We start from the raw sequence: 24462 nt of genomic DNA, 5'->3' as shown, positions 1-24462 counted from the left end.
CCTCCCAGCCTTCGGCCGGGAGGTGCCCCCACGCGCCCCTCAAGTACTGGCTACTTCTTCGCCGAAGTCACCCGGTACACGTCGTAGACGCCCTCGACGCCGCGGACGGCCTTCAGGACGTGGCCGAGGTGCTTGGGGTCGCCCATCTCGAAGGTGAAGCGGCTCATCGCCACCCGGTCCCGGGAGGTCTGCACCGCCGCCGACAGGATGTTGACGTGCTGGTCGGAGAGCACCCGGGTGACGTCCGAGAGCAGTCGCGAGCGGTCCAGCGCCTCGACCTGGATGGCCACCAGGAAGACCGAGGACTGGGTGGCCGCCCACTCGACCTCGATCATCCGCTCGGGCTGCTGCGAGAGCGCCTCGACGTTCACGCAGTCCGAGCGGTGGATCGAGACGCCGTTGCCGCGGGTCACGAAGCCGACGATCGGGTCGCCCGGCACCGGGGTGCAGCAGCGGGCCAGCTTGACCCAGACGTCCTCGGTGCCCTTGACGATCACACCCGGGTCGCCCTTGGCGCGGCGCCGCAGCGAGCGGCTCTGGTGCGTCGGGGTGGCCGTCTCGGCGAGGTCCTCGGTCGCGCCCTCCTCGCCGCCGAGCGCCTGCACCAGCTTCTGCACGATGGACTGCGCGGCGACGTGGCCCTCGCCGATCGCGGCGTAGAGCGAGGAGATGTCGGGGTACCGCATCTCGTGCGCCAGGGTGACCAGGGAGTCGCCGGTGAGGATGCGCTGGATCGGCAGGCCCTGCTTGCGCATGGCCCGGGCGATGGCCTCCTTGCCGTGCTCGATGGCCTCCTCACGGCGTTCCTTGGAGAACCAGGCACGGATCTTGTTGCGGGCGCGCGGCGACTTGACGAAGGTGAGCCAGTCCCGGGAGGGGCCGGCGTTCTCCGCCTTGGAGGTGAAGACCTCGACGGTGTCGCCGTTCTCCAGCTCGGACTCCAGCGGCACCAGGCGGCCGTTCACCCGGGCGCCGATGCAGCGGTAGCCGACCTCGGTGTGCACGGCGAAGGCGAAGTCCACCGGGGTGGCCTTGGCGGGCAGCGCTATCACGTCGCCCTTGGGGGTGAAGACGAAGACCTCGTTGCTGGAGAGGTCGAAGCGCAGCGACTCCAGGAACTCGCTCGGGTCCTCGGTCTCCTTCTGCCAGTCCAGCAGCTGCCGCAGCCAGGCCATCTCGTTGACGGCGTCGGCCTTGTCGTGCTTGCGGGCGTGCGCGGGGGTGTCGGTGCGGACCTTGGAGGCGCCGGCCACCGCGCGCTGCTTGTACTTCCAGTGCGCGGCGATGCCGTACTCGGCGCGGCGGTGCATGTCGAAGGTGCGGATCTGCAGCTCGACCGGCTTGCCGCCGGGCCCGATGACCGTCGTGTGCAGCGACTGGTACATGTTGAACTTGGGCATCGCGATGTAGTCCTTGAACCGCCCCGGCACCGGGTTCCACCGCGCGTGGATGGTGCCCAGCGCCGCGTAGCAGTCGCGGACGGTGTCGACCAGGACCCGGATGCCCACCAGGTCGTAGATCTCGGCGAAGTCGCGGCCCCGCACGATCATCTTCTGGTAGACCGAGTAGTAGTGCTTCGGCCGGCCGGTGACCTGGGCCTGGATCCGGGCGCCGCGCAGGTCGCCCTGCACCTGGTCGATCACGGTGGCCAGGTACTCGTCCCGCTTGGGCGCGCGCTCGGCCACCAGGCGCACGATCTCGTCGTACATCTTGGGGTAGAGGATCGCGAAGGCGAGGTCCTCCAGCTCCCACTTGATGGTGTTCATGCCCAGCCGGTGCGCCAGCGGGGCGTAGATCTCCAGCGTCTCGCGGGCCTTCTTCTCCTGCTTCTCCCGCTTGAGGTAGCGCATGGTGCGCATGTTGTGCAGGCGGTCGGCGAGCTTGATCACCAGGACGCGCGGGTCCTTGGCCATCGCGACGACCATCTTGCGCACGGTCTCGGCCTGCGCGGCCTCGCCGAACTTGACCCGGTCCAGCTTGGTGACGCCGTCGACCAGCAGTGCGACGGAGTCGCCGAAGTCCTGCCGGAGCGTCTCCAGGCCGTAGTCGGTGTCCTCGACGGTGTCGTGCAGCAGGCCCGCCATCAGGGTGGGGGCGTCCATGCCGAGCTCGGCGAGGATGGTCGCCACCGCGAGCGGGTGGGTGATGTACGGGTCGCCGCTCTTGCGCTTCTGGCCGCGGTGCCACTTCTCGGCGACGGCGTAGGCCTTCTCGATCTCCTTGAGCAGGACCGGGTCGGCCTTCGGGTCGTTCGCCCGGATGGTGCGGAACAGCGGCTCCAGGACGGGGTTGACCGCGCTGCTGCGCTGGCCGCCGAGCCGTGCGAGGCGGGCGCGCATGCCGCCGCCGGAGGAGGGCCGGTGGCCGGGCGGCGGGGCGGGACGCGCCGGGCCGGCGCCGGAGGGCGCGGGACGGCTCTCGGGCGCGGTGGCCTCCGCGGTGGGCACAACCTCGTCGGGCAAGGACACTCCTCGGGGGCGCAAGGGCCTCCCCCTCTTCGGGCGGTCGCGCCATCGGTCGCACCCGTCGGTCGTGCAACCGAGAGGGGATGAATCTTCATGGTACCGAGAGTGCGGCCCGGTCGGTCGGCCGCCCGGCGCGGAACCGGGACCCGAGGGCGCGGCGGCCGGCCCGCGGACCTGCCGCCGCGCCTAGGTCCGCGCGGGTCAGACGGTGACCAGGGCGTCCAGCGGCGCCCCGGCGAGGTGGCCGGTGAGCCGCTCGCGGCCCGGCAGGAAGCCGAGCTCCATCAGCACGACCACGCCGGCCAGCTCGGCGCCGGCCTCGCGGACGAGGTCCAGCGAGGCGCCGAGGGTGCCGCCGGTGGCGAGCACGTCGTCGACGACCAGCACCTTCTCCCCGGGCGCGAAGGCGTCGCACTGGACCTCCAGCGTGGCGGAGCCGTACTCGAGGTCGTAGGAGCGGGCGAAGACGTCGCCGGGCAGCTTGCCCTTCTTGCGGATCGGCACGAAGCCGAGGCCGGCCGCGAAGGCCGCCGGGGCGGCCAGGACGAAGCCGCGGGCCTCTAGGCCGACCACCTTGGTCGCCCCGAGCTCGGCGGCGCGGCCGGCGAGCGCCCGGGTGAGCGCACCGAAGGCCTCCGCGTCGGCGAGCAGCGGCGCGATGTCCTTGAACAGCACACCGGGCTTCGGGTAGTCCGGGACGTCCCGGATCCGGCTGGTCAGCAGCTCGGCGAGGACGGGGTCGGGGGAGGTCACGTGGGGTCCTTCGGGGGTCGGCGGGGGCCCTGCGGGCCTGGTGTGCGCAGCGGGCCGGACGTGGCCGGCGGGCCCGATCTGCGGTTCGACCTTACCCGCAGCGACACCCGGTGACGGAAAAGGTCCGGCCGGCCCGAGTCTCCTCGGGCCGGCCGGACCGTGCGGCGCGGTGTCCGGTCAGCGCTTGCCGGACGGGCGGCCCTTGCCGCGGGTGCGGGCGACCGGCTGGTTGCGCTGGCCGACCACGCCGGCGCCGACCTCCTCGCCGTCCTCCGCGTTCTCGCCGCCCTCCGCGGTGCCGGCGGCCTCGGCGGCCTTGGCGTCCGCGGCCCGGCGCTGCGCGACGCGCTTGGCGAGCGCGCGCATCTCCGGGGTCTGCTCCTTGAGCTGCGCGAGCAGCGGGGTGGCGACGCAGATCGACGAGTACGCGCCGGCGGCCAGACCGATGAACAGCGCGAGCGAGATGTCGTTCAGCGTGCCGGCGCCGAGCATGCCGCCGCCGATGAACAGCAGGGCGGTGACGGGCAGCAGGGCGACCACGGTGGTGTTGATCGAGCGCACCAGGGTCTGGTTGAGGCCCAGGTTGGCGGCCTCGCTGTAGGTGCGCTTGTTCTGCTTGGTGATGCCCCGGGTGTTCTCCTTCACGGTGTCGAAGACGACGACCGTGTCGTAGAGCGAGTAGCCGAGGATCGTCAGGAAGCCGATCACGGTACCGGGGGTGACCTCGAAGCCGACCAGGGCGTAGACGCCGATGGTGATCAGGAGGTCGTGGATCAGGGCGACCAGCGCCGCCAGCGCCATCCGCCACTCGAAGGCGATGGCCAGGTAGGCGGTGACCAGCACCATGAAGACGACCAGGCCGAGCAGGGCCTTCTGGGAGATCTGCTTGCCCCAGGAGGGGCCGATCACCTGGGCGTCGATGTCCTTGGTCGGGACGCCGATCTCCTTGGAGAGCTCCTGGGAGAACGCGGGGCCGCTGATCTTCTCCTCGGAGCTGACCTGGATGCGGATCTTGCCGTCGCCGGTCTTCTGCACCTGCGCGGTGGTGTCACCGGTGATGTGGTTGGCGGCGTCCTGCGCCTGCGAGACCGTCAGGCCCTGCTTCTGGACGGTGTAGACCGAGCCGCCCTTGAACTCGATGCCCAGGTGCAGGCCCATCGCCAGGCCGATCGCCGCGACGAGGACGATGACGCCCGAGATGGAGTACCAGATCTTGCGCTTGCCGACGAAGTCGAAGCTGACCTCGCCCTGGTAGAGCCGGTGGCCGATGTTCCGAAGGGACATGGCGTCAGGCCTCCTTGGGGGCGTTGGCGGACGGGCGGCGACGGCTGCCGCGGATCGGCGGGCGGGCGCCGAGCCGCTTCGGGTCGAGGCCGGACCACGGGTGGCCGTTCGCGAAGAACTTCCGCCGCGCCAGCAGGGTGATCATCGGCTTGGTGAACAGGAAGATCACCACGATGTCGAGCAGCGTGGTCAGGCCGAGCGTGAACGCGAAGCCCTGGACCTTGCCGACCGAGACGACGTACAGCACCGCGGCACACAGGAACGACACGAAGTCGGAGACCAGGATGGTGCGGCGGGCGCGCGGCCAGGCGCGCTGGACGGCGGGCCGCAGCGGGGCGCCGTCGCGGACCTCGTCGCGGATGCGCTCGAAGTACACGATGAACGAGTCCGCCGTGATGCCGATGGCGACGATCGCGCCGCAGACCGCGGGCAGGTTCAGCGCGAAGCCGATGCTCCTGCCGAGCAGGCACATGATCGCGTAGGTCAGGATCGCCGAGACCAGCAGACCGGCGATGGAGACCAGGCCGAGGCCGCGGTAGTAGACGAGCGAGTACACGACCACCAGCACCAGGCCGATGGCGCCGGCGATCAGGCCGGCCTGCAGCTGGTCGCCGCCGAGCTGCGGGGAGACGGTGGTGACGTCGCTCATGTCGAAGGTCAGCGGCAGCGCGCCGTAGCTCAGCACGTTGGCCAGGCCCTTGGCGTCCTCCTGGCTGAAGCTGCCGGAGATGGTGGCCGAGCCGCCGGTGATCGACTGGCTGACGTACGGGTGGGAGACCACCTTGCCGTCCAGGACGATGGCGAACTGGTTGGCCGGGGAGGCCTGCGTGGCCAGGGTGCCGGTGGTGCTCGCGAAGGCCTTGGAGCCGTTGTCGTTGAACGACAGGTCGACCTGCCAGCCGCCGGCCCGCTGGGTGTCGAACAGGGCCGAGGCCTTGGACACGTCGGCGCCGTTCACGGCGACCGGGCCGAGCGCGAACTTGTACCAGACGCCCTGCTCCTTGTCGTAGGAGCAGCCGACCGCGTTCTTCTTCGGGTCGGTCTGGTAGTCCTTGCGCTGCTCCGGCTTGGAGCAGTCCAGCGCGGCGAACTGCTGCTGGACGTCGGCCGGCACGGTGCCCTGGGTGAGCGCCGCGGTCAGCTGCTCGGGGCTCATGCTGGTCGGCGCGGACGGGGTGGCACCGCCGCTCGGGGCGGCCGAGGCCGAGCCGGACGCGGTGGCCGAGGGCTTCGCGGAGGTGGACGGGTCGGCCTTCAGCGCGTCGCTCACCGCGCGGCCGGCCTTGCTGGCGCTGGCGCTGGGGGCGGTGGACGCCTTGCCGGAGGGGCTCGCGGAGGCACCGGAGGCGCTCGCGGACGGGCTGGCGGAGCCGGACGGGGACGGCGAGCCGGTGTTCAGCGACGAGGGGTCGACCCCGGTCGGCGCGAGCGCGACCACGGGACGGAAGTAGAGCTTGGCAGTCGTGCCGATCTGCTCGATCGCCGCCTGCTTGTCACCGCCGTTGGGGATGTTGACGATGATGTTGCTGTCACCCTGGGTCTGGACCTCCGCCTCGGAGACGCCCATACCGTTGACGCGCTTCTGGATGATGCCGGTCGCGATGTCCATGTTGGACTTGTTGATCGCGGCCTTGTCGTCCGACTTGGCGGTCAGGGTGACGCTGGTGCCACCGGCGAGGTCGATTCCGAGACGGGGCGTCTTGGTGCCCGTCCCGAACATGAGGGCGACCAGTCCGACGGTGACCACCAGGATCAGGGCCAGCGCCCGCCCCGGGTAACCGTCGCGCTGGCGCGACTTGGGTGTTGCCACCTTGCTCGTTTCTCCCTGTCCATGCCGCCGCGGGCCGCGCCCCGGTCCGGCGTGAGGCGGGACGGGGGACGGCGGCGCAGGGCGGCCCTGAGGTCATCTGGGCCGGCGGCCGGTTGCCGCACGGCCTGGGTGGGCCCGACCGTACTACTTGGTCTCGGTGGCGTCGGCCTCGGCGTCCTTGGCGAGGCTCAGCGGCTTCTCGGTGTCCTCGGCCTCGGCGGCCGGCTCCTCGTCGGCCTCCGCCGGGCGGCCGTTGATGATCGCGTCGTACTCGAGCGGCTCCAGCACGGCGGCGACGGCGCCCTTGGTGTAGTGCACCACCACGCCGGGGGCGACCTCCAGCTCGACGGTCTCGTCGTTGACCGCCTTGACCTGGGCGTACATGCCACCGATCGTCCGCACGCCGGCGCCCGGCTGGAGGGTCGCCTGCATCGACGCCGCCTGCTGCTGCCGCTTCTTCTGCGAGCGGAACATCAGGAAGATCGCGACGATCGGGAGGATGAGGATGATGAGATTAGCCACAGCCAGGGTCCTTTGCGGGCCGCCTCGGCCGGCGGCCTGGTATACGTCGGCCCGTCGGTCGAGAGGGGCGGTCCGGCGGAGTCTAGGCGACCCGCACTGTACGGACAACGCCAAGCATGCCAGTGTGCCGCCGAAAGTGGCGACCCTTGGCATGCACCCGTTTTCCGGTGGCCGACTAGCGGCCGTCCGGGAACAAAGCGGCCTGGTCGGACGTCTTCGCCCCGCCGCCCTGCACGGGCGGGGCCATCCCGAGGTGGCGCCAGGCCGCCGCGGTGGCGATCCGGCCGCGCGGCGTCCGGGCGAGCAGCCCCTCGCGGACGAGGAAGGGCTCGGCGACCTCCTCGACCGTCTCGGCCTCCTCCCCCACGGCGACGGCGAGGGTGGACAGGCCGACCGGGCCGCCGCCGAACAGCCGCAGCAGCGCGTCCAGCACCGCGCGGTCGAGGCGGTCCAGGCCGCGGGCGTCCACCTCGTACACGTCCAGCGCCTGGGCGGAGATCTCCCGGGTGACCCGGCCGTCGTGCCTGACCTGGGCGTAGTCGCGGACGCGGCGCAGCAGCCGGTTGGCGATGCGCGGGGTGCCGCGGGAGCGGCCGGCGATCTCGGCGGCGCCGGCCGGGTCGATGTCGACGTCCAGCAGGGCGGCGGAGCGGTGCACCACCTGCTGCAGCTCGGCGGGGGCGTAAAACTCCATGTGGCCGGTGAAGCCGAAGCGGTCGCGCAGCGGGGGCGGCAGCAGGCCGGCCCGGGTGGTGGCGCCGACCAGGGTGAACGGCGGCAGTTCGAGCGGGATGGCGGTGGCGCCGGGGCCCTTGCCGACGATGACGTCGACCCGGTAGTCCTCCATCGCCATGTAGAGCATCTCCTCGGCCGGCCGGGACATCCGGTGGATCTCGTCGAGGAAGAGCACCTCGCCCTCGGTGAGCGAGGAGAGGATCGCGGCGAGGTCGCCGGCGTGCTGGATGGCCGGGCCGGAGGTGATCCGGATCGGCGCGCCCAGCTCGGCGGCGATGATCATCGACAGGGTGGTCTTGCCGAGTCCGGGCGGGCCGCTGAGCAGGACGTGGTCCGGGGCGGTGCCGCGCTGGCGGGCGGCCTGGAGCACCAGGGAGAGCTGCTCGCGGACGCGCTCCTGGCCGATGAACTCCTCCAGCAGCTTGGGGCGCAGGGCCGCCTCGACGGCCTGGTCCTCGCCGTCGGCGCCCGCCCCCACCAGCCGGTCTGCCGCCGGGCGGTCGGCGGGGTCGGTGTCGTACGGGCTCATCGGGAGCAGCTCCAAAGTCGACATGACGACTGGTCGTCAGATGGTCAAAGCGTCGGCGGTCAGGCGGGTCCGGGGGCCGCCGGGACCGGTCAGCGGGCCCGGTTGAGCCCCCGCAGGGCGGCCCGCAGCAGGGCGCCGATGTCCGGCACCTGCTGCGCCTCGGCCTCCGGTGTGACCGCGGCGACGGCCTCGTCGGCCTCGCGGGGAGCGTAACCGAGACCGACCAGCGCGGCGTGCAGCTGCTCGTGCCAGGGGGCCGGGCCGGTGGCGACCGGCTTCTGGGCGGGCACGGCGCCGTGCGGGGCGCCGAGCTTGTCCTTGTACTCCAGCAGCAGCTTGGCGGCCTTCGCCTTGCCGATGCCGGGCACCGCGATCAGCGCCTTCTCGTCGCCGCCGGCGACCGCGGCCCGCAGCGCGTCCGGGCTGTGCACGGCCAGCATCGCCTGCGCGAGCCGCGGGCCGACCCCGGGCGCGGCCTGCAGGACCTCGAAGAGGGCGCGCTCGTCGTCGTCGGCGAAGCCGAACAGGGTGAGCGAGTCCTCGCGCACCACCAGCGAGGTGGCGAGCCGGGCGCTCTCGCCGATCCGCAGCCCGGCCAGGGTGTTCGGGGTGCACTGGACGGCCATCCCGACCCCGCCGACCTCGACGACGGCCGTGCCGGCCGCGATGTGGGCCACCGGGCCCTGGACGAAGGCGATCATCGGCGGTACTCCTGACGTGCGGCGGGGCGCCGGGTCGCGGGCGCCGCGGGCGCCGGTGCGGACTTGGCGAGTGCGGCGGCGATGCGGCCCTGGGCGCCGCCCCGCCAGATGTGGCAGATGGCGAGGGCGAGGGCGTCGGCGGCGTCGGCCGGCTTCGGCGGGGCGTCCAGCCGCAGCAGGCGCTGCACCATGGCGGTGACCTGCGCCTTGTCGGCCCGGCCGGAGCCGGTGACGGCGGCCTTGACCTCGCTCGGGGTGTGCAGGGTGACGGGGATGCCGCGGCGGGTGGCGCAGAGCATGGCGACGGCGCTGGCCTGGGCGGTGCCCATCACGGTGCGGACGTTGTGCTGGGCGAAGACCCGCTCGACGGCGACCAGGTCGGGCCGGTGCTCGTCGAGCCACTGCTCCAGGCCCTGCTCTATCTGCAGCAGGCGCACGCCGATCTCCGCGTCGACCGGGGTGCGCACCACGCCGACGCCGACCATCCGCAGCGGCCGGCCGGGGGCGCCGTCGACCACGCCGACGCCGCACCTGGTCAGCCCCGGGTCCACGCCCAGTACCCGCACTCCGCACCCCGTCTTCCGTGTCGCCGCCCGGCCTGCTCCCGCGGCCCTCCGCAGGGTACCGGGCGGCACCGACAACGCCCGCGCCACCGCACCCGAACACGCCGCCGCCCGGCAGTCGCGGGGACTGCCGGGCGGCGGGAGACGGGTGATCAGGCGTCGAGCTCGGCCATGATCTCGTCGGAGACGTCGAAGTTGGCGAAGACGTTCTGCACGTCGTCGCTGTCCTCCAGCGCGTCGATCAGCTTGAAGATCTTGCGGGCGCCGTCGGCGTCCAGCTCGACCTGAACGCTGGGGACGAAGTTGGCGTCGGCCGAGTCGTAGTCGATGCCGGCGTCGACCAGCGAGGTGCGGACGGCGACCAGGTCGGTGGCCTCGGAGACCACCTCGAAGGCCTCGCCGAGGTCGTTGACCTCCTCGGCGCCCGCGTCCAGGACGACGTCGAGCACCTTGTCCTCGTCCACGCCGTCGGCCTTGGGGACGATCACGACGCCCTTGCGGGTGAACATGTAGGACACCGAGCCCGGGTCGGCCATCGAGCCGCCGTTGCGGGTCATCGCGACGCGCACGTCGGAGGCCGCGCGGTTGCGGTTGTCGGTGAGGCACTCGATGAGGACGGCCACGCCGTTCGGGCCGTAGCCCTCGTACATGATGGTCGAGTAGTCCGCGCCGCCGGCCTCGGCGCCGGAGCCGCGCTTGACGGCCCGGTTGATGTTGTCGATCGGGACGGAGCTCTTCTTCGCCTTCTGGATGGCGTCGTACAGCGTGGGGTTGCCGGCCGGGTCGCCACCGCCGGTGCGCGCCGCCACCTCGATGTTCTTGATCATCTTGGCGAAGAGCTTGCCGCGCTTGGCGTCGATCACGGCCTTCTTGTGCTTGGTGGTAGCCCACTTAGAGTGGCCGGACATCGCCAGCTCCTTTACGTCGCCAAAGGGAAATGAACAGAGGAGATCTTACCGGTGTCGTCACCGCGGGGTGGCACACGGTCAGCGCGCCGCCCGCCGGACTCAGCGCAGGGCGTCCTCGACCATCCGCACGAAGTACTCGTGCACGCGGTGGTCGCCGGTGAGCTCGGGGTGGAACGAGGTCGCCAGCAGGTGGCCCTGCCGGACGGCCACGATGCGGCTGTCCGGGCCGTCGGCGGCCGGCACCTCGGCCAGCACCTCGACGCCCGCGCCCACCGACTCGACCCACGGGGCGCGGATGAACACGCCGTTGACGGGCGTCCCCTCCAGGCCGCGGAAGTCGATCGCCGACTCGAAGGACTCGTTCTGCCGGCCGAAGGCGTTGCGGCGCACCGTCATGTCGATGCCGCCGACGGTCTCCTGGTCGTCCCGGCCGTCGAGGATCTTGTCGGCCAGCATGATCATGCCGGCGCAGGTGCCGTAGACCGGCATGCCGTCGGCCACCCGGGCCCGCAGCGGGTCCATCACGCCGAACAGCAGCGCCAGCTTGGACATGGTGGTGGACTCACCGCCGGGGATCACCAGCGCGTCCACCTCGGCCAGCTCCTCGGCGCGGCGCACCGGGCGGGCGACCGCGTCGGCGGCGGCCAGCGCGATGAGGTGCTCGCGGACGTCGCCCTGGAGGGCCAGGACGCCGATGGTCGGGGTGCTGCTGGACACGGTGGTTACCTCTTCGGTCGTGGCGGGGGGACGTGCGCCGGCCCGCCGCGCGGACGTGCTGGGCGGCGGGCCGGCGTGGCGCGGGTGGTTACCAGCCGCGGTTGGCGTAGCGCTCGCTCTCGGGCAGGGTGTCGCAGTTGATGCCGACCATGGCCTCGCCGAGGTTGCGGGACGCGTCCGCGATGATCTTCGGGTCGTCGAAGAAGGTGGTGGCCTTCACGATGGCGGCGGCGCGCTTGGCCGGGTCGCCGGACTTGAAGATGCCGGAGCCGACGAAGACGCCCTCGGCGCCGAGCTGGCGCATCAGCGCGGCGTCGGCCGGGGTGGCGACACCGCCGGCGGAGAACAGCACGACGGGCAGCTTGCCGAGCTCGGCGACCTCCTTGACGAGCTCGTACGGGGCGCGCAGCTCCTTGGCGGCGGCGTACAGCTCGTTGTTGTCGAAGCCGCGCAGCTTGGCGATCTCGTTCTTGATCTGGCGCAGGTGGCGGACGGCCTCGACGACGTTGCCGGTGCCGGCCTCGCCCTTGGAGCGGATCATGGCCGCGCCCTCGGCGATGCGGCGCAGGGCCTCGCCGAGGTTGGTGGCGCCGCAGACGAAGGGGGTGGTGAACGCCCACTTGTCGGAGTGGTTGACCTCGTCGGCCGGGGTGAGGACCTCGGACTCGTCGATGTAGTCGACACCGAGCGACTGGAGGACCTGGGCCTCGACGAAGTGGCCGATGCGGGACTTGGCCATGACGGGGATGGAGACCGCGGAGATGATCTCCTCGATCATGTTCGGGTCGGACATCCGGGCCACGCCGCCGTCCTTGCGGATGTCGGCGGGCACGCGCTCCAGGGCCATGACCGCGACGGCACCGGCGTCCTCGGCGATCTTCGCCTGCTCGGCGTTGACCACGTCCATGATCACACCGCCCTTGAGCTGCTCGGCCATGCCGCGCTTGACCCGGGCGGTGCCGATCTGCGGCTGGTCTGCGGTGATGGGGGTGGTGGACACGTAAGACCTCACTCGAAGATGAACCAGTGCTATCGACTTATCGTAGGCCCGGAACGCCCCTTACCGATGCGCCATACAGTCCAGCCGGACCGTCCGGGTACGACAAACAGTAGCCGTTCAGGCCGGGGCGCCTTCGGGGGTGAGCGCCGCCGGGGGCTCGTCGTCCATCTCGAACGCCATCGGGAAGGGCGCGCGCCCGGCCAGCCGGAAGTACCGGACGAGGCGGTGCTCGCGCACCGCGCGGGCAGCCCGGACGGCGTCGTTGTGGAATCGCCGCGCCATCGGCACCCGGCGGACCGCGGCCGTGAGATCCGTCACGGCCTCCTTGCCACCTGGCGCGTCCAGCAGCGCCGCGACCTGCTCCGGCTCGGCGAAGACCGCGCGCAGCGCGAGGCTCAGCTCGCTCTCCGCCACCTCCCGGTGCTCGTCCTCGGCCTGCCGGGCGGCGTGCGAGGCCTCGTACAGCAGCAGCGAGGCCGCCGGGTCGAGCAGCGAGGAGGTGGCCAGTTCCTGGGCCACCGAGGCGCGGCGCACCAGCTGGGCGTCGAGCGAGGCCCGGGCCGCGTCGATCCGCGCGTGCAACCGGTCCAGTCGGCCGGCCGTCCAGCTCAGGTACATCGCGAAGAGCACGACCGCGACGGCGGCCCAGATCCAGGTAGTCACGGCCGGTCAGGCTACAGGGCGGCCGCCCGGTAGACGTCGCGGTCCAGCTCCACCACGTTGACGGCGAGGTGCACCCGCCCGCCGCCGACGTGCCGCTTCAGCAGGTCCAGGACGGCCTCGCTCAGCGCCGTCCGGGCCGCGGGGGCGCGCCCGGAGAGGATCTTCAGCTCCAGGTACACCATGGCCCGCTCCGGGTCGCCGTCGCCGAGGAAGGCGTCCTCGACCGGGCGGAAGCGGGTCTTGCACGACTCCACCGTGGTGTCGATCGCGGCCGCCACCAGCGGGTGCAGCTCCGCGGCGAAGGCCCGCCGGTCGAAGCCGAGGCGCGGCGAGTAGTCGACGGAGATCTGCGGCACGGGGCCCCCTCTGGTCTGTGCGGTCGCCTTACGGGTCGGGCTTTCAGGTCGGGCTTTCAGGTCGGGCTTTCAGGTCGGGCTTTCAGGTCGGGCTTTCGGGTGCGCGGTCAGTCGCGGGCGGCCAGGCCGAACCGCTCGCGCCAGCCCACCCGCTCGTCCTCGGCCACCGGCGGCATGCCGTCGGTGACCGTCTCGTACACCGACAGGATGTCCGCGCCGACCGTCTCCCAGTCGAACCGCCGGACGTGCCGGGACGCCGCCTCGCGCAGGTCGCGCAGCCGCTCCGGGTCGCCGAGCAGCTTCACCGCGGCTGCGGCCAGCGCGTCGGCGTCCTCGACCGGGAACAGCTCGCCGGCCGCGCCGCCGTCCAGCACCTGCCGGAACGCGTCCAGGTCGCTGGCCAGCACCGGCGCCCCGGCCGACATCGCCTCGACCAGGATGATGCCGAAGCTCTCGCCGCCGGTGTTCGGCGCGACGTACAGGTCGACGCTGCGCAGCAGCCTGGCCTTCTCCTCGTCGCTGACCATGCCGAGGAACTCGACCTGCGCCCGCACCCCGGGGGCCAGCCCCTCGACGGCCTCCTCGCGGTCGCCCTTGCCGGCGACCAGCAGCCGGGTGCCCGGCCGCTCCTCCAGGATCCGCGGCAGCGCGGCGAGCAGCGTCGGCAGGCCCTTGCGCGGTTCGTTGATCCGGCCGATGAAGCCGATCGTCGCCGGGGCGCCGGTGCCGGCGAGCACGCCGCCCCGCCAGCGCGGGTCGGGCTCGGCGTCGGCGAAGAAGCGGACGTCCACGCCGTTCGGGATGACCACCGCGTCGCCGCCGAGGTGCTCGACCAGGGTGCGCCGGGCGTACTCGCTGACCGCGATCCGGGCGGACATCTTCTCCAGGCCCGGCTGCAGGATCGGCGAGGCGGCGATCATCGCCCGCGACCGCGGGTTGGACGTGTGGAAGGTGCCCACCATCGGCCCGGACGCCGACCACGCGGCCAGCATCGACAGGCTCGGCGAGGAGGGCTCGTGGACGTGCAGGATGTCGAAGCGCCCGTCGTTCAGCCAGCGCCGCACCCGGGCGGCGGACAGGATGCCGAAGCTGAGCCGGGCCACCGAGCCGTTGTACGGCACGGCGACCGCCCGGGCGGCCGAGACGACGTACGGCGGCAGCGCCGACTCGTCCTCGGCCGGGGCCAGCACCGACACCTCGTGGCCGAGCCGGATCAGGTGCTCCGCGAGGTCGCGGATGTGGAACTGCACGCCGCCGGGCACGTCCCAGTCGTACGGGCAGACGATGCCGATCCTCACTTCTGCGCCCCCTGCCCCGCGCCCGCGGCGCGATCGGTGCCGAGGTCGGCCAGCCACAGCTTCTGCAGCATGTGCCAGTCCTCGGCGTGCTCCCGGATGCCCTCGGCCCACACGTCGGCGAGCGCCTGCACCATGGCGGAGGTCCGCTCGCGCTGGTCGCCCTCGGCGGGCGGCGGGATCTCCGGGTGGATCTCGGCGCGCATCAGCGGGCCGTCGTACCAGAGCGTCACCGGGAAGAGCGCCGCGCCGGTGCGCAGCGCGAGTGCGGCCGGCCCGGCCGGCATCCGGGTCGGCTCGCCGAAGAAGTCGACCTGCAGGCCGGCCGCCGAGAGGTCCCGGTCGCCGAGCAGGCAGACCAGCTTGCCCTGGCGCAGCCGCCGGGCGAGCGTGCCGATCACCGACACGTCGGAGCCCGTCAGCGGCAGCACCTCCATGCCGAGGCCCTCGCGGTACGCCACGAAGCGGTCGAACAGCTGCTCCGGCTTCAGCCGCTCGGCGACGGTGGTGAACGGGTACCCGCCGGCCGAGGCGATCCAGGCGCCGGCGAGGTCCCAGTTGCCCATGTGCGGCAGCGCGAGCACCGCGCCGCGGCCGGCGGACATCGCCTCGTTCAGCTGCTCCAGGCCCTTGACCGACATGGCGTCGGCGATCCGCTGCAGGCTCCAGGCCGGCAGCCGGAAGGACTCCATCCAGTACCGCATGTAGGAGCGCATCCCGGCCCGGGAGAGCTCGCGCAGCCGTGCCTCGTCCGCCTCCGGGTGCACCCGGCGCAGATTGGCCTCCAGTTGCAGCACGCCCTTGCCGCGGCCGCGCCACACCCGGTCGGCGATCCGCTCGAACAGCGTGCGCGCCACCCGCTCGGGCAGCCGCTTCACCACCGCCCAGCCGGCCGCGTACAGCCAGTAGACCAATCGGTCCTTCACGCCGCCCCCTCGACTCCCGCCGTCTCCCGGTCGGCCTCCTGGGCCTCCCGCCGCACCGTCAGGATGCGCTGCATCACCGTCACCAGGCTGCCCGCCGCGACCACCCAGAGGGCGAACGGCAGCAGCCACTCCACGTACGGCAGGCCGAACGCGGACAGGCCCGCCACACCGGCCGCGACCAGGCTGATCACCAGCCGCTCGGCCCGCTCGACCAGGCCGTTGACGTTCACCGGGAAGCCCAGGCTCTCGCCGCGTGCCTTGGTGTACGAGACCACCTGGCCGCTGGCCAGGCAGAACACCGAAACGGCGCAGAGCAGGTCGTTGTTCCCGGTGCCCGCGTACCAGAGCGCCAGACCGCCGAAGATCGCGGCGTCCGCGACCCGGTCCAGCGTCGAGTCGAGGAACGCGCCCCACTTGGAGGAGCGCCCGGCCTGGCGGGCCATGTTGCCGTCGACCAGGTCGGAGAAGATGAAGAGGGTGATGGTGATCGTGCCCCAGAAGAACTCCCCGCGGGGGAAGAACACCAGGGCGCCCGCCACCGATCCGGCCGTCCCGATCAGCGTCACGGCGTCCGGGCTGACGCCCCAGCGCAGCAGCATCGCGGCGAACGGCGTCAGAACACGTGTGAAGAAGGCACGCGCGTATTTGTTGAGCATGGCCTTCCCGACCGCTCCGATCTCACCGGACTCCGCCCGCGGCCCCTGTGCCGCCGGGCGGCCGAGCGGATCGGCCCGCCCGGCTGGACAATGGTATCCACGCTGATCGCGGGACTTCGCCGCCCCACGCCCCCGAGCAGCCCGCCGGCCCGACCGGCCCACCACGCACGGCACGGAGGCACCCGACGCCCCGGCCGTGAGCACCGCTTGTGACCCGCGCGAGCGCGCCGCAGCCACCCGCGAACAGCAGGAGAGCAGCCATGGCGGACCGAGCAGCCACCCACACCGCGGCCCCCACCGTCGAACGATCCGACCGGCTCCGCAACGTCGTCCTCATCGGCGCCACCGGAGCCGGCAAGACCACCCTCGCCGAGTCCCTCGCCCTCACCGCGGGCGCGCTCACCCGGGCCGGCACCGTCCCGGACGGCACCACCGCCGCCGACCACGAGGAGATCGAGCACCAGCAGCAGCGCTCCGTCCAGCTCGCGCTCCTCCCGCTGGCCTGGCAGGACTGCAAGATCAACCTGCTGGACGCGCCCGGCTACGCCGACTTCGCCGGCGACATGCAGGCCGCGCTGCGCGCCGCCGAGGCCGCCGTCCTGGTGGTCTCCGCCACCGACCCGGTCTCCGCGCACACCCTCGCGCTGTGGCGGGAGGTCCGGCTGCGCAACCTGCCCACCGCGATCGCCCTCACCCACCTCAACGCCGTCCGCGTCCACCTCGACGAGGTTCTCGCCACCCTCCAGGACGCCTTCGGCGAGGGCCACCCCGACTCCGTCCTGCAGCTGCACGACAGCGCGCTGAAGGACGGCCGGCTGCTCGGCTCCGTCGACCTGCTCACCGGCCGCACCTACGGCGAGCCCGGCGACCTGCCCACCGTCGACGAGGACCGCACCCACCTGGTCGAGGCGATCGCCGGCGAGGACGACGCGCTGCTGGAGCGCTGGGTCGCGGGCGAGGAGCTGGACACCGCCTCGCTGGGCGACGCGCTGCGCCGCGAGTTCCTGGCCGGCACCGTGCACCCGGTGCTCGCCACCGCGCCGCCCGCCGACCCCACCGGCACCGCACCCGGCGCCGCCGAACTCCTCGACCTGATCGCCGCGGTCTTCCCCTCCCCGCTCGACCGGGCCGACGACCTGCCCGCCTGCGACCCGGACGCCCCGCTCGCCGCCCAGATCGTGCACACCGGCGAGGACCCGTACGTCGGTCGGCTCAGCCTCGCCCGGGTGTTCTCCGGGACGCTGCGCCCGGACACCGTGCTGCACGTGCCCGGCGGCACCGACGAGAAGGTCGCCGGCCTGAGCTGCCCGTTCGGCAAGCAGCAGCGGCCCGTCCCGCACGCGCTCCCCGGCGACCTGGTCTGCCTCGCCAAGCTCACCGCCGCCCGCACCGGCGACACCCTCACCGAGGGCACCGAGGCCCTGGAGCCGTGGCCGCAGCCCGAGGCGCTGCTGCCGGCCGCCGTGCAGGCGCACAGCAAGGCCGACGAGGACAAGCTCGCCCAGACCCTCGGCCGGCTCACCGCCCAGGACCCGGCGCTGCGCGTCGAGCAGAACCCGGACACCCACCAACTGGTGCTCTGGTGCACCGGCGAGGCCCACCAGGCGGTCGTCCTGGACCGGCTGCGCAGCCGCTACGGCGTGCACGTGGACACCGTCGACTACAAGGTCGCGCTGCGCGAGACCTTCGCCGCCAGCTCCACCGGGCACGGCCGGCACGTCAAGCAGTCCGGCGGACACGGCCAGTACGCGATCTGCGACCTCACCGTCGAACCGCTGCCCGGCGGCGGCTTCGAGTTCGTCGACAAGGTGGTCGGCGGCGCGGTGCCGCGCAACTTCATCCCCTCGGTGGAGAAGGGCGTCCGCGCCCAGCTCGCCCACGGGGTGCTGGCCGGCTACCCGATGGTCGACGTCCGGGTCACCCTCACCGACGGCAAGGCCCACTCGGTGGACTCCTCCGACGCGGCCTTCCAGACCGCGGGCGCGCTGGCGCTGCGCGAGGCGGCCGCCAACGGGCGGATCCAGCTGCTCGAACCGGTCGACGAGGTGCAGGTGCTGCTGCCGGACGAGTACCAGGGCGCGGTGCTCAGCGACCTCTCCGCGCGCCGCGGCCACGTGCTGGGCACCGAGCCGGGCGGGCCGGGGATGAGCCTCGTCCGCGCGGAGGTGCCGGAGCTCGAACTCGTCCGCTACCCCGTCGAGTTGCGCTCCATCTCGCACGGCACCGGGCAGTTCTCCCGCAACTACCTGCGGCACGCCCCGATGCCCCCCACCCTCGCCGCCCGCTACGAACACGCCTCGTAGGGGAACCCCCGGGAGAGCCCCCAGGGGTGCGTGGGGGCACCTCCCCCAGCCTTCGGCCGGGAGGTGCCCCCACGCGCCCCTGATCGGCGTCTCCCCGAAGCGCTCAGCGCCGTGGCATCGCGCAGGCCGGCGTCCCCGCCGGCAGCAGGTGGCGGTTGCGGGAGACCCAGCGGTAGACGGCGGCGGCGATCGGCCGCACCGGAGGAAGCGCCAGCACAGCGCCCGCGTACGCCCAGGCGCCGCCGGAGCGCATCAGCAGCCGGGCGACCGCCTGCGCCCCGCCGTACACCCGTCCGCCGGGGGTGATCCACAGCACCTCCCGGCCGGCCCGCTCCTCGGTGACCAGGCCGCGCCCGCCCGCCCCGGCGTCCAGGGCCGCGAGGTCGGCGTACTGGTACGGCACGGCCTGCCAGCCGCCCGAGGAGAGGGAGGCCCGCGGGTAGCGTTCGGCCCAGGTCACGCAGCTGGTGCAGAAGGCGCAGTCCCCGTCGAAGACCAGCACGGGATCGTGCGCGATGAGTTCGGCCATGCCCCGATCCTCCCGCACCGCGGGCCGCCGCCGGCCGGCGTGACACCCCGGAGGATCGAACCGGCCGCGAAGTGGGCATGATCCCCTCACGGTGCTCGGCCGCGGGCGGCTGACGCCGGTTCAGACGATCTTGCCCGCGACCGGCCGGAGGCGCGATAGCCTGCGGCCGACAAGGGCGGATCCAGGGGAGGAGGGGCAGCCGCCGTGACCCAGCTCGACATGACCCCGGGTGCGCAGGTACCCCGCACGGACGTCGGCCCGCAGACCGCCGTCACTTCGGCGCTCTCCTCCGCGGCCTACCGCGACGGCACCTTCAGGGAGTTGGAGGAGAAGCTCGGCGCCAAGCTGAAGAACGGCCGCTTCGAGCTGTTCCGGCCGAGCGCCGGCGAGGCGTTCAGCCGGGCGGTGATCGACCGGACGCTGCCCGCCAAGCGGAACCCGCTGGTGCCGTCCTTCGGCACCGACGTGCGGATGGTGGTCGAGCACTGCCTGGCCGCCAACGACCTGCGCCACGCCCGGGACCGGCAGCTCGCCCTGGTCACCGTGGTCTGCGGGCTGCTCTTCCTGCCCGGCGCGCTGGTCTGGCTGGCCGCCTTCCAGGTGCGCGCCCAGCTGAAGAAGACGCATCCGGCCCGGGAGGGCTTCTACGGCACGCTGGCGCTGCTCGCCGCCTGCGGCCTGGCCCTGCTGTTCGCGATCCGCCCGCCGGTGGACGGCCCCTGGTCGCTGTACTTCCGGCTGATGATGCTGGCCCCGGTGGTCGGCTGGTTCGTCGCCCGGCGGATCTGCCTGCGCAGCACGATCGACCTGCGCACCCGCTGGCAGTCGCTGCTGGAGGGCGGCGCGGTGGCCGCGACGGTGCCGCAGGCGGTGCCGCGCGACGACCTCGACCGCAAGGCCACCGACCTGCGCGCCAGCCTGGAGCGGCTGACCTCCGAGCAGGAGACCAACATCCACCACTACGCGGGCCGCAAGGGCCTGCTGGGCGCCGGCATGCGCTGGGTCGCGGTGGAGATGAACGAGGACCTCCGGCCGGCCGCGGGGCACGCGGACTTCCGGACCTTCCACCGCTGGGACCTCGCCCGCAAGATCGCCGAGCGGCTCGGCTCGGTCGCGGCCAGCGAGGTGCCGGGCGGCGACATGCCGCACGTCTCGGTCGCCCACTGGGTGGTGCAGGACATCCCGGAGGGCGCGGACGAGATCGGCCGCCCGTCCACCCCGGAGATGGACGGCTACCGGATGCGCGACTTCGGCATCCAGCAGATCGCCAACCGGCAGACCATCGGCACCGACACCGACACCAACGTGGCCGCGCAGCTGGTGCTGCACAACGGCCAGGTGGTCGCCACCGTCACCGTCAAGGTCACCGTGCTGGGCCGCAACCTCCGGGTCTCCGTGTACGGGCACGCCCTCGGGCCGCTCAACGGGCTGTTCACGGCCAAGCCCAAGCCCAAGGAGAAGAGCGTCCCGAAGACCGGCAAGTTCTGGGAGGAGAAGACGATCGTCCTCCCGCTGATCGACGACGACGAGGTCGTCCGGCAGGCCGTCCGGGCGCCGTTCCACAAGATCCCCGGGCTGCTGAACTGGCTGGGCGGCTCGCTGACCCTGCCGGAGCCGTTCTGCCTCCGCCAGGCGTGGACGGACAAGACCTGGGACAGCCGGGCGAAGAGCGACTCGGTGCTCTACAGCGCCCAGCCGATCTTCAACATGGTGCAGACCACCACCATCGAGTTCCTCGCCGACCACGACGTGGACGTCGAGCGGTTCACCAACCGCGCCAACATCAGCCGCTCGGAGAACCAGGCCGTCCGCCCGTTCAAGGCCGACGCCTACGACGCCGGCTGAGCCGCCCGGACACGCACGCAGGGCCGGTACCCGAGGGAGTCCTCGCGGTACCGGCCCTGCGGCGTCCGTGCGGTGGGCTCAGCCCTGCGGCCAGGCGTCGGCCAGCATCTTGCGGGTGTCCGCGAGCAGCTGCGGCAACACCTTGGTGTGGCCGACCACCGGCATGAAGTTGGTGTCCCCGCCCCACCGCGGCACCACGTGCTGGTGGAGGTGGGCGGCGATGCCGGCGCCGGCGGCGGCGCCCTGGTTCATGCCGATGTTGAAGCCGTGCGCGCCCGAGGCGGTGCGCAGCGCCGTCATCGCGTGCTTGGTGAGCAGGGCGAGCTCGGCGGTCTCGGCCTCGTCCAGCTCGGTGTAGTCCGCGACGTGCCGGTACGGGACGACCATCAGGTGGCCGCCGTTGTACGGGTAGAGGTTGAGCACCGCGAACACGGACGAGCCGCGGGCCACGACCAGGCCCTCCTCGTCGGTGAGCCTCGGGATGCTGCAGAACGGGCAGCCGTCGTCCGGGGACGGGCCGGTGGGCTTGTTCTCACCCTGGATGTAGGCCATCCGATGGGGGGTCCACAGGCGGCGGAAGCCGTCCGGCTCCCCCACGCCCCGCTGCAGTTCGGGCTCACTCGTCATGCCGATCAGCATATGCGTCCCGACAGGCGGGACGAACAGGCCGGGGCGGGTCCGTGCGGACCCACCCCGGCCTCGTGCGTCCGAGGTCAGACCTGGATGCGGCGCTGCACCGCGTCCACGATCTCGGCCACCGCGTCGGCGACCGGCACGCCGTTCTTCTGCTCGCCGTCGCGGTAGCGGAAGGACACCGCGCCCGCCTCGACGTCGTCGTTGCCCGCGATCAGCATGAAGGGGACCTTCTGCTTCTGGGCGTTGCGGATCTTCTTCTGCATGCGGTCGTCCGAGGTGTCGACCTCGACCCGGATGCCGTGCTTCTTGAGCTCGGCCGCGACGTCCAGCAGGTACGGCACGTGCTCGTCGGTGATCGGGATGCCGGTCACGGTGACGGGGGCCAGCCACGGCGGCATGGCGCCGGCGTAGTGCTCCAGCAGCACCGCGAAGAAGCGCTCGATCGAGCCGAACAGCGCACGGTGGATCATCACCGGGCGCTGGCGCGAGCCGTCCGCCGCGGTGTACTCCAGGTCGAAGCGCTCCGGCAGGTTGAAGTCGAGCTGGATGGTCGACATCTGCCAGGTGCGGCCGATGGCGTCCTTGGCCTGGACGGAGATCTTCGGGCCGTAGAAGGCCGCGCCGCCCGGGTCCGGGACGAGCGGCAGGCCCTGCTTCTCGGCCACGCTGGCGAGGACGGCGGTGGCCTCCTCCCAGGTCTCGTCCGAGCCGACGTACTTCTCCGGGTCCTTGGTGGACAGCTCCAGGTAGAAGTCGGTCAGGCCGTAGTCGCGCAGCAGGTTGAGCACGAAGGTGAGGGTGGAGTCGAGCTCCTCCGCCATCTGCTCGCGGGTGCAGTAGATGTGCGCGTCGTCCTGGGTGAAGCCGCGGGCGCGGGTCAGGCCGTGCACCACACCGGACTTCTCGTACCGGTACACCGTGCCGAACTCGAACAGGCGCAGCGGCAGTTCTCGGTAGGACCGGCCGCGCGCGTCGAAGATCAGGTTGTGCATCGGGCAGTTCATGGGCTTGAGGTAGTAGTCCACGCCCTCGTCGAGCTGCATGGGGGGGTACATGCCGTCGGCGTACCAGTCCAGGTGGCCGCTGGTCTCGAACAGCTTCCCCTTGGTGGCGTGCGGGGTGTAGACGAACTCGTAGCCCTCCTCCTCGTGCCGGCGGCGCGAGTAGTCCTCCATGGCCCGGCGGATGATGCCGCCCTTGGGGTGGAAGACGGCGAGGCCGGAGCCGATCTGCTCCGGGATCGAGAAGAGGTCGAGCTCGTTGCCGAGCTTGCGGTGGTCGCGCTTCTCGGCCTCCACCAGGAAGTCGAGGTGCGCCTTCAGCTCGTCCTTGCTCGGCCAGGCGGTGCCGTAGATGCGCTGCAGCATCGGGTTCTTCTCGCTGCCGCGCCAGTAGGCGGCCGCGTTGCGCATCAGCTTGAAGGCCGGGATGTGCCGGGTGCTCGGCAGGTGCGGGCCGCGGCAGAGGTCGCCCCAGCACTGCTCGCCGGACTTGGCGTCCAGGTTGTCGTAGATGGTCAGCTCGCCGGCGCCGACCTCGACGTCGGCGCCCTCGCCGGCGGTCGCGGCGGAGCCCTTGAGGCCGATCAGCTCCAGCTTGTAGGGCTCGGCGGACAGCTCGTCGCGGGCGGCGTCGTCGGAGACCACGCGGCGGGAGAACTTCTGCCCGCGCTTGATGATCTCCTGCATCTTCTTCTCGATGGCCTTGAGGTCATCGGGGTGGAAGGGCTTCTCGACGTCGAAGTCGTAGTAGAAGCCGTCCTTGACCGGCGGGCCGATGCCGAGCTTGGCCTCGGGGAAGAGCTGCTGCACGGCCTGCGCCATGACGTGCGCGGTGGAGTGCCGCAGGATGTCGAGGCCGTCCTTGCTGGAGATCTCGACCGGCTCGACCTCGTCGCCGTCCTGGACGGCGTAGGCGAGGTCCTTCAGCTGGCCGCCGACGCGGGCGGCGATGATCGAGCGGTCGTCGGCGAAGAGCTCGGCGGCCGTGGTGCCCGTGGTCACCACGCGCTCTTCCCGATCGGGTTCGCGGTTGATGATGATCCGGACGTCGGTCACCGGTCTCTCCTGACATCTGTGGTCCGCAGCACTCTGCTGCGCACGTCGATGGTACCGAGAGCGGCAGCTCCGGTGCGCACCGCGCTCTCCCCCGCGCCGCGGCCGCCCCACCGGCCCGCCCGGCCCCTCCCGCACCCCGCACCGCACCCGTCCCGGGACCCCGGGGCGAGGAGCGGCCGCGACGTGCGGTTGAGCGGCCGTCAAGTGCGGTATCACCAGGACAGAGCACGGTGCGCCCCTGGTCCTCGGGGGCGCGCCGGGCAACAGCCCGGCGGCACTTGAGGGGCAGTCATGCAGAAGTCCCGACCCTGGCACGAGGGGCCGATCGCCTCCTTCGACACCGAGACCACCGGCGTGGACGTCGAGCACGACCGGATCGTCTCCGCCGCACTCGTCCTGCAGTCCGCCCCCGGCAGCGCCCCGGCCACCACAACCTGGCTGGCCGACCCCGGAGTTCCGATCCCCGAGGGTGCCCGCGCGGTGCACGGCATCAGCGACGAGCACGCCCGCGCCCACGGCCGCCCGCCGCGCGCGGTGGTCTCCGAGGTGGCCCGCGCGCTCGCCGAGCTGTCCCTCGCCGGCGTCCCGCTGGTGGTCATGAACGCCCCGTACGACCTCACCCTGCTCGACCGCGAGCTGCGGCGGCACCGCGGCAGTTCGCTCGGCGAGGCGCTCGGCGGCACCGAACTCCTGGTGCTGGACCCGCGGGTGCTGGACAAGCACGTCGACCGCTACCGCAAGGGCCGCCGTACGCTCACCGATCTGTGCGCCCACTACGGGGTGCGGCTGACCGGTGCCCACGAGGCCGCGGCGGACGCCACCGCCGCCCTCGACCTGGTGCGGGCCCTCGGTGTCCGGCACCCGGAGCGGCTCGGTGCGCTGCCGGTCCCCGAACTCCACGTCCGGCAGGCGGTCTGGCACGCGGCGCAGGCACGCGGGCTGCAGGACTGGTTCGACCGGGAGGGCACCGCGGAGCGGGTGGACACCGCCTGGCCGCTGCGTCCGGCCCGTTGCGGCTGCGGCCGGCCGCTCACCACCGAGCACCGCTGCGAGGCCGCGGCCTGAACCGCGGGCCGGCCCCGGAGCCGGAGGCGACGGGGGATGCCGACAGGTACCGACGGGCGCCGACAGGTGCCGACAACGACAGAGGCCCCGGCCGCACTTGGCGGCCGGGGCCTGCTGCTCGGTGGGCGATACTGGGATCGATCG

General features: G+C 72.5%; 22 protein-coding genes and 1 tRNA gene (1 of these 23 only partly in view). 3 read left to right on the top strand and 20 right to left on the bottom strand.

What is annotated here, in order from left to right:
• Positions 1-50: 50 nt before the first annotated feature.
• The 16 genes from ABD353_RS02240 to pgsA all read right to left on the bottom strand — a co-directional run bounded on the left by ABD353_RS02240 (position 51) and on the right by pgsA (position 15883).
• Complete coding sequence (locus ABD353_RS02240; protein WP_344621704.1) at positions 51-2462, bottom strand: RelA/SpoT family protein; 2412 nt, start codon at positions 2460-2462, stop codon at positions 51-53.
• Positions 2463-2666: 204 nt separating this feature from the next.
• Entirely contained in the window at positions 2667-3218 is a 552-nt protein-coding gene (locus ABD353_RS02235; protein ID WP_263102449.1) for an adenine phosphoribosyltransferase, read from the bottom strand.
• 177 nt (positions 3219-3395) lie between these two features.
• Entirely contained in the window at positions 3396-4502 is a 1107-nt protein-coding gene (gene secF, locus ABD353_RS02230; RefSeq protein WP_344621703.1) for a protein translocase subunit SecF, read from the bottom strand.
• Between the two features lie 4 nt (positions 4503-4506).
• On the bottom strand, positions 4507-6312 hold the full coding sequence (gene secD, locus ABD353_RS02225) for a protein translocase subunit SecD (RefSeq protein WP_425555055.1): 1806 nt from the start codon (positions 6310-6312) through the stop codon (positions 4507-4509).
• Positions 6313-6456: 144 nt separating this feature from the next.
• Positions 6457-6834, bottom strand: a complete 378-nt coding sequence (gene yajC / locus ABD353_RS02220) for a preprotein translocase subunit YajC (protein ID WP_344621702.1) — start codon at positions 6832-6834, stop codon at positions 6457-6459.
• Between the two features lie 175 nt (positions 6835-7009).
• The gene (gene ruvB / locus ABD353_RS02215; protein ID WP_344621712.1) at positions 7010-8098 is read right to left on the bottom strand and encodes a Holliday junction branch migration DNA helicase RuvB; all 1089 of its coding nucleotides are present in this window, start codon (positions 8096-8098) and stop codon (positions 7010-7012) included.
• 89 nt (positions 8099-8187) lie between these two features.
• Complete coding sequence (gene ruvA / locus ABD353_RS02210; protein ID WP_344621701.1) at positions 8188-8799, bottom strand: Holliday junction branch migration protein RuvA; 612 nt, start codon at positions 8797-8799, stop codon at positions 8188-8190.
• Positions 8796-9365, bottom strand: a complete 570-nt coding sequence (gene ruvC / locus ABD353_RS02205) for a crossover junction endodeoxyribonuclease RuvC (protein WP_344621700.1) — start codon at positions 9363-9365, stop codon at positions 8796-8798. Before ruvC ends, ruvA begins: the two co-directional genes overlap by 4 nt.
• Positions 9366-9514: 149 nt before the next feature.
• The gene (locus tag ABD353_RS02200) at positions 9515-10270 is read right to left on the bottom strand and encodes a YebC/PmpR family DNA-binding transcriptional regulator (RefSeq protein ID WP_344621699.1); all 756 of its coding nucleotides are present in this window, start codon (positions 10268-10270) and stop codon (positions 9515-9517) included.
• Between the two features lie 99 nt (positions 10271-10369).
• A complete protein-coding gene (gene pdxT, locus ABD353_RS02195) occupies positions 10370-10987 on the bottom strand; it encodes a pyridoxal 5'-phosphate synthase glutaminase subunit PdxT (RefSeq protein ID WP_344621698.1) in 618 nt (205 codons plus the stop codon).
• A gap of 88 nt (positions 10988-11075) precedes the next feature.
• Positions 11076-11987, bottom strand: coding sequence for a pyridoxal 5'-phosphate synthase lyase subunit PdxS (gene pdxS, locus ABD353_RS02190; RefSeq protein ID WP_263102457.1), 912 nt, complete (start codon positions 11985-11987; stop codon positions 11076-11078).
• A gap of 117 nt (positions 11988-12104) precedes the next feature.
• Positions 12105-12650, bottom strand: coding sequence for a membrane protein (locus ABD353_RS02185; protein WP_030268533.1), 546 nt, complete (start codon positions 12648-12650; stop codon positions 12105-12107).
• Positions 12651-12661: 11 nt separating this feature from the next.
• Complete coding sequence (locus tag ABD353_RS02180; protein ID WP_344621697.1) at positions 12662-13006, bottom strand: 5-carboxymethyl-2-hydroxymuconate Delta-isomerase; 345 nt, start codon at positions 13004-13006, stop codon at positions 12662-12664.
• Positions 13007-13113: 107 nt separating this feature from the next.
• A complete protein-coding gene (locus ABD353_RS02175; protein WP_344621696.1) occupies positions 13114-14304 on the bottom strand; it encodes a glycosyltransferase family 4 protein in 1191 nt (396 codons plus the stop codon).
• Positions 14301-15227 (bottom strand): phosphatidylinositol mannoside acyltransferase, encoded by a 927-nt coding sequence (locus tag ABD353_RS02170; protein ID WP_344621695.1) that lies wholly within the window; start codon positions 15225-15227, stop codon positions 14301-14303. Before ABD353_RS02170 ends, ABD353_RS02175 begins: the two co-directional genes overlap by 4 nt.
• On the bottom strand, positions 15224-15883 hold the full coding sequence (gene pgsA, locus ABD353_RS02165; RefSeq protein WP_344621694.1) for a phosphatidylinositol phosphate synthase: 660 nt from the start codon (positions 15881-15883) through the stop codon (positions 15224-15226). The genes ABD353_RS02170 and pgsA overlap by 4 nt, the downstream gene beginning before the upstream one ends.
• Before the next feature lie 260 nt (positions 15884-16143).
• Between pgsA and ABD353_RS02160 the strand changes: the two genes are divergently transcribed.
• Positions 16144-18186 carry an elongation factor G gene (locus ABD353_RS02160; protein WP_344621693.1) on the top strand — a complete coding sequence of 681 codons (2043 nt, stop codon included), beginning with the start codon at positions 16144-16146 and terminating at the stop codon, positions 18184-18186.
• Positions 18187-18289: 103 nt separating this feature from the next.
• On the opposite strand, the gene ABD353_RS02155 is transcribed toward ABD353_RS02160, so the two are convergent.
• A complete protein-coding gene (locus ABD353_RS02155; RefSeq protein WP_344621692.1) occupies positions 18290-18715 on the bottom strand; it encodes a thiol-disulfide oxidoreductase DCC family protein in 426 nt (141 codons plus the stop codon).
• A gap of 204 nt (positions 18716-18919) precedes the next feature.
• Between ABD353_RS02155 and ABD353_RS02150 the strand changes: the two genes are divergently transcribed.
• Positions 18920-20560, top strand: coding sequence for a hypothetical protein (locus ABD353_RS02150; protein ID WP_344621691.1), 1641 nt, complete (start codon positions 18920-18922; stop codon positions 20558-20560).
• A gap of 78 nt (positions 20561-20638) precedes the next feature.
• Here ABD353_RS02150 and ABD353_RS02145 read toward each other — a convergent pair whose 3' ends face one another.
• Both ABD353_RS02145 and thrS read right to left on the bottom strand, forming a co-directional pair.
• Positions 20639-21199, bottom strand: coding sequence for an HIT family protein (locus tag ABD353_RS02145; RefSeq protein ID WP_344621690.1), 561 nt, complete (start codon positions 21197-21199; stop codon positions 20639-20641).
• 74 nt (positions 21200-21273) lie between these two features.
• Entirely contained in the window at positions 21274-23253 is a 1980-nt protein-coding gene (gene thrS / locus ABD353_RS02140; protein ID WP_344621689.1) for a threonine--tRNA ligase, read from the bottom strand.
• Between the two features lie 291 nt (positions 23254-23544).
• On the opposite strand from thrS, the gene ABD353_RS02135 reads away from it, so the two are divergent.
• Positions 23545-24318 carry a 3'-5' exonuclease gene (locus ABD353_RS02135; RefSeq protein WP_344621688.1) on the top strand — a complete coding sequence of 258 codons (774 nt, stop codon included), beginning with the start codon at positions 23545-23547 and terminating at the stop codon, positions 24316-24318.
• A gap of 122 nt (positions 24319-24440) precedes the next feature.
• Here ABD353_RS02135 and ABD353_RS02130 read toward each other — a convergent pair.
• Positions 24441-24462: transfer RNA gene (locus ABD353_RS02130), tRNA-Val, on the bottom strand; it runs 150 nt beyond the window's last position.

It is taken from the genome of Kitasatospora arboriphila (assembly GCF_039528095.1).
GTDB classification, from domain to species: Bacteria; Actinomycetota; Actinomycetes; order Streptomycetales; family Streptomycetaceae; genus Kitasatospora; species Kitasatospora arboriphila.
Note: the sequence above shows the minus strand (reverse complement) of the source record. Positions and strands in the feature narration are given on the sequence as shown.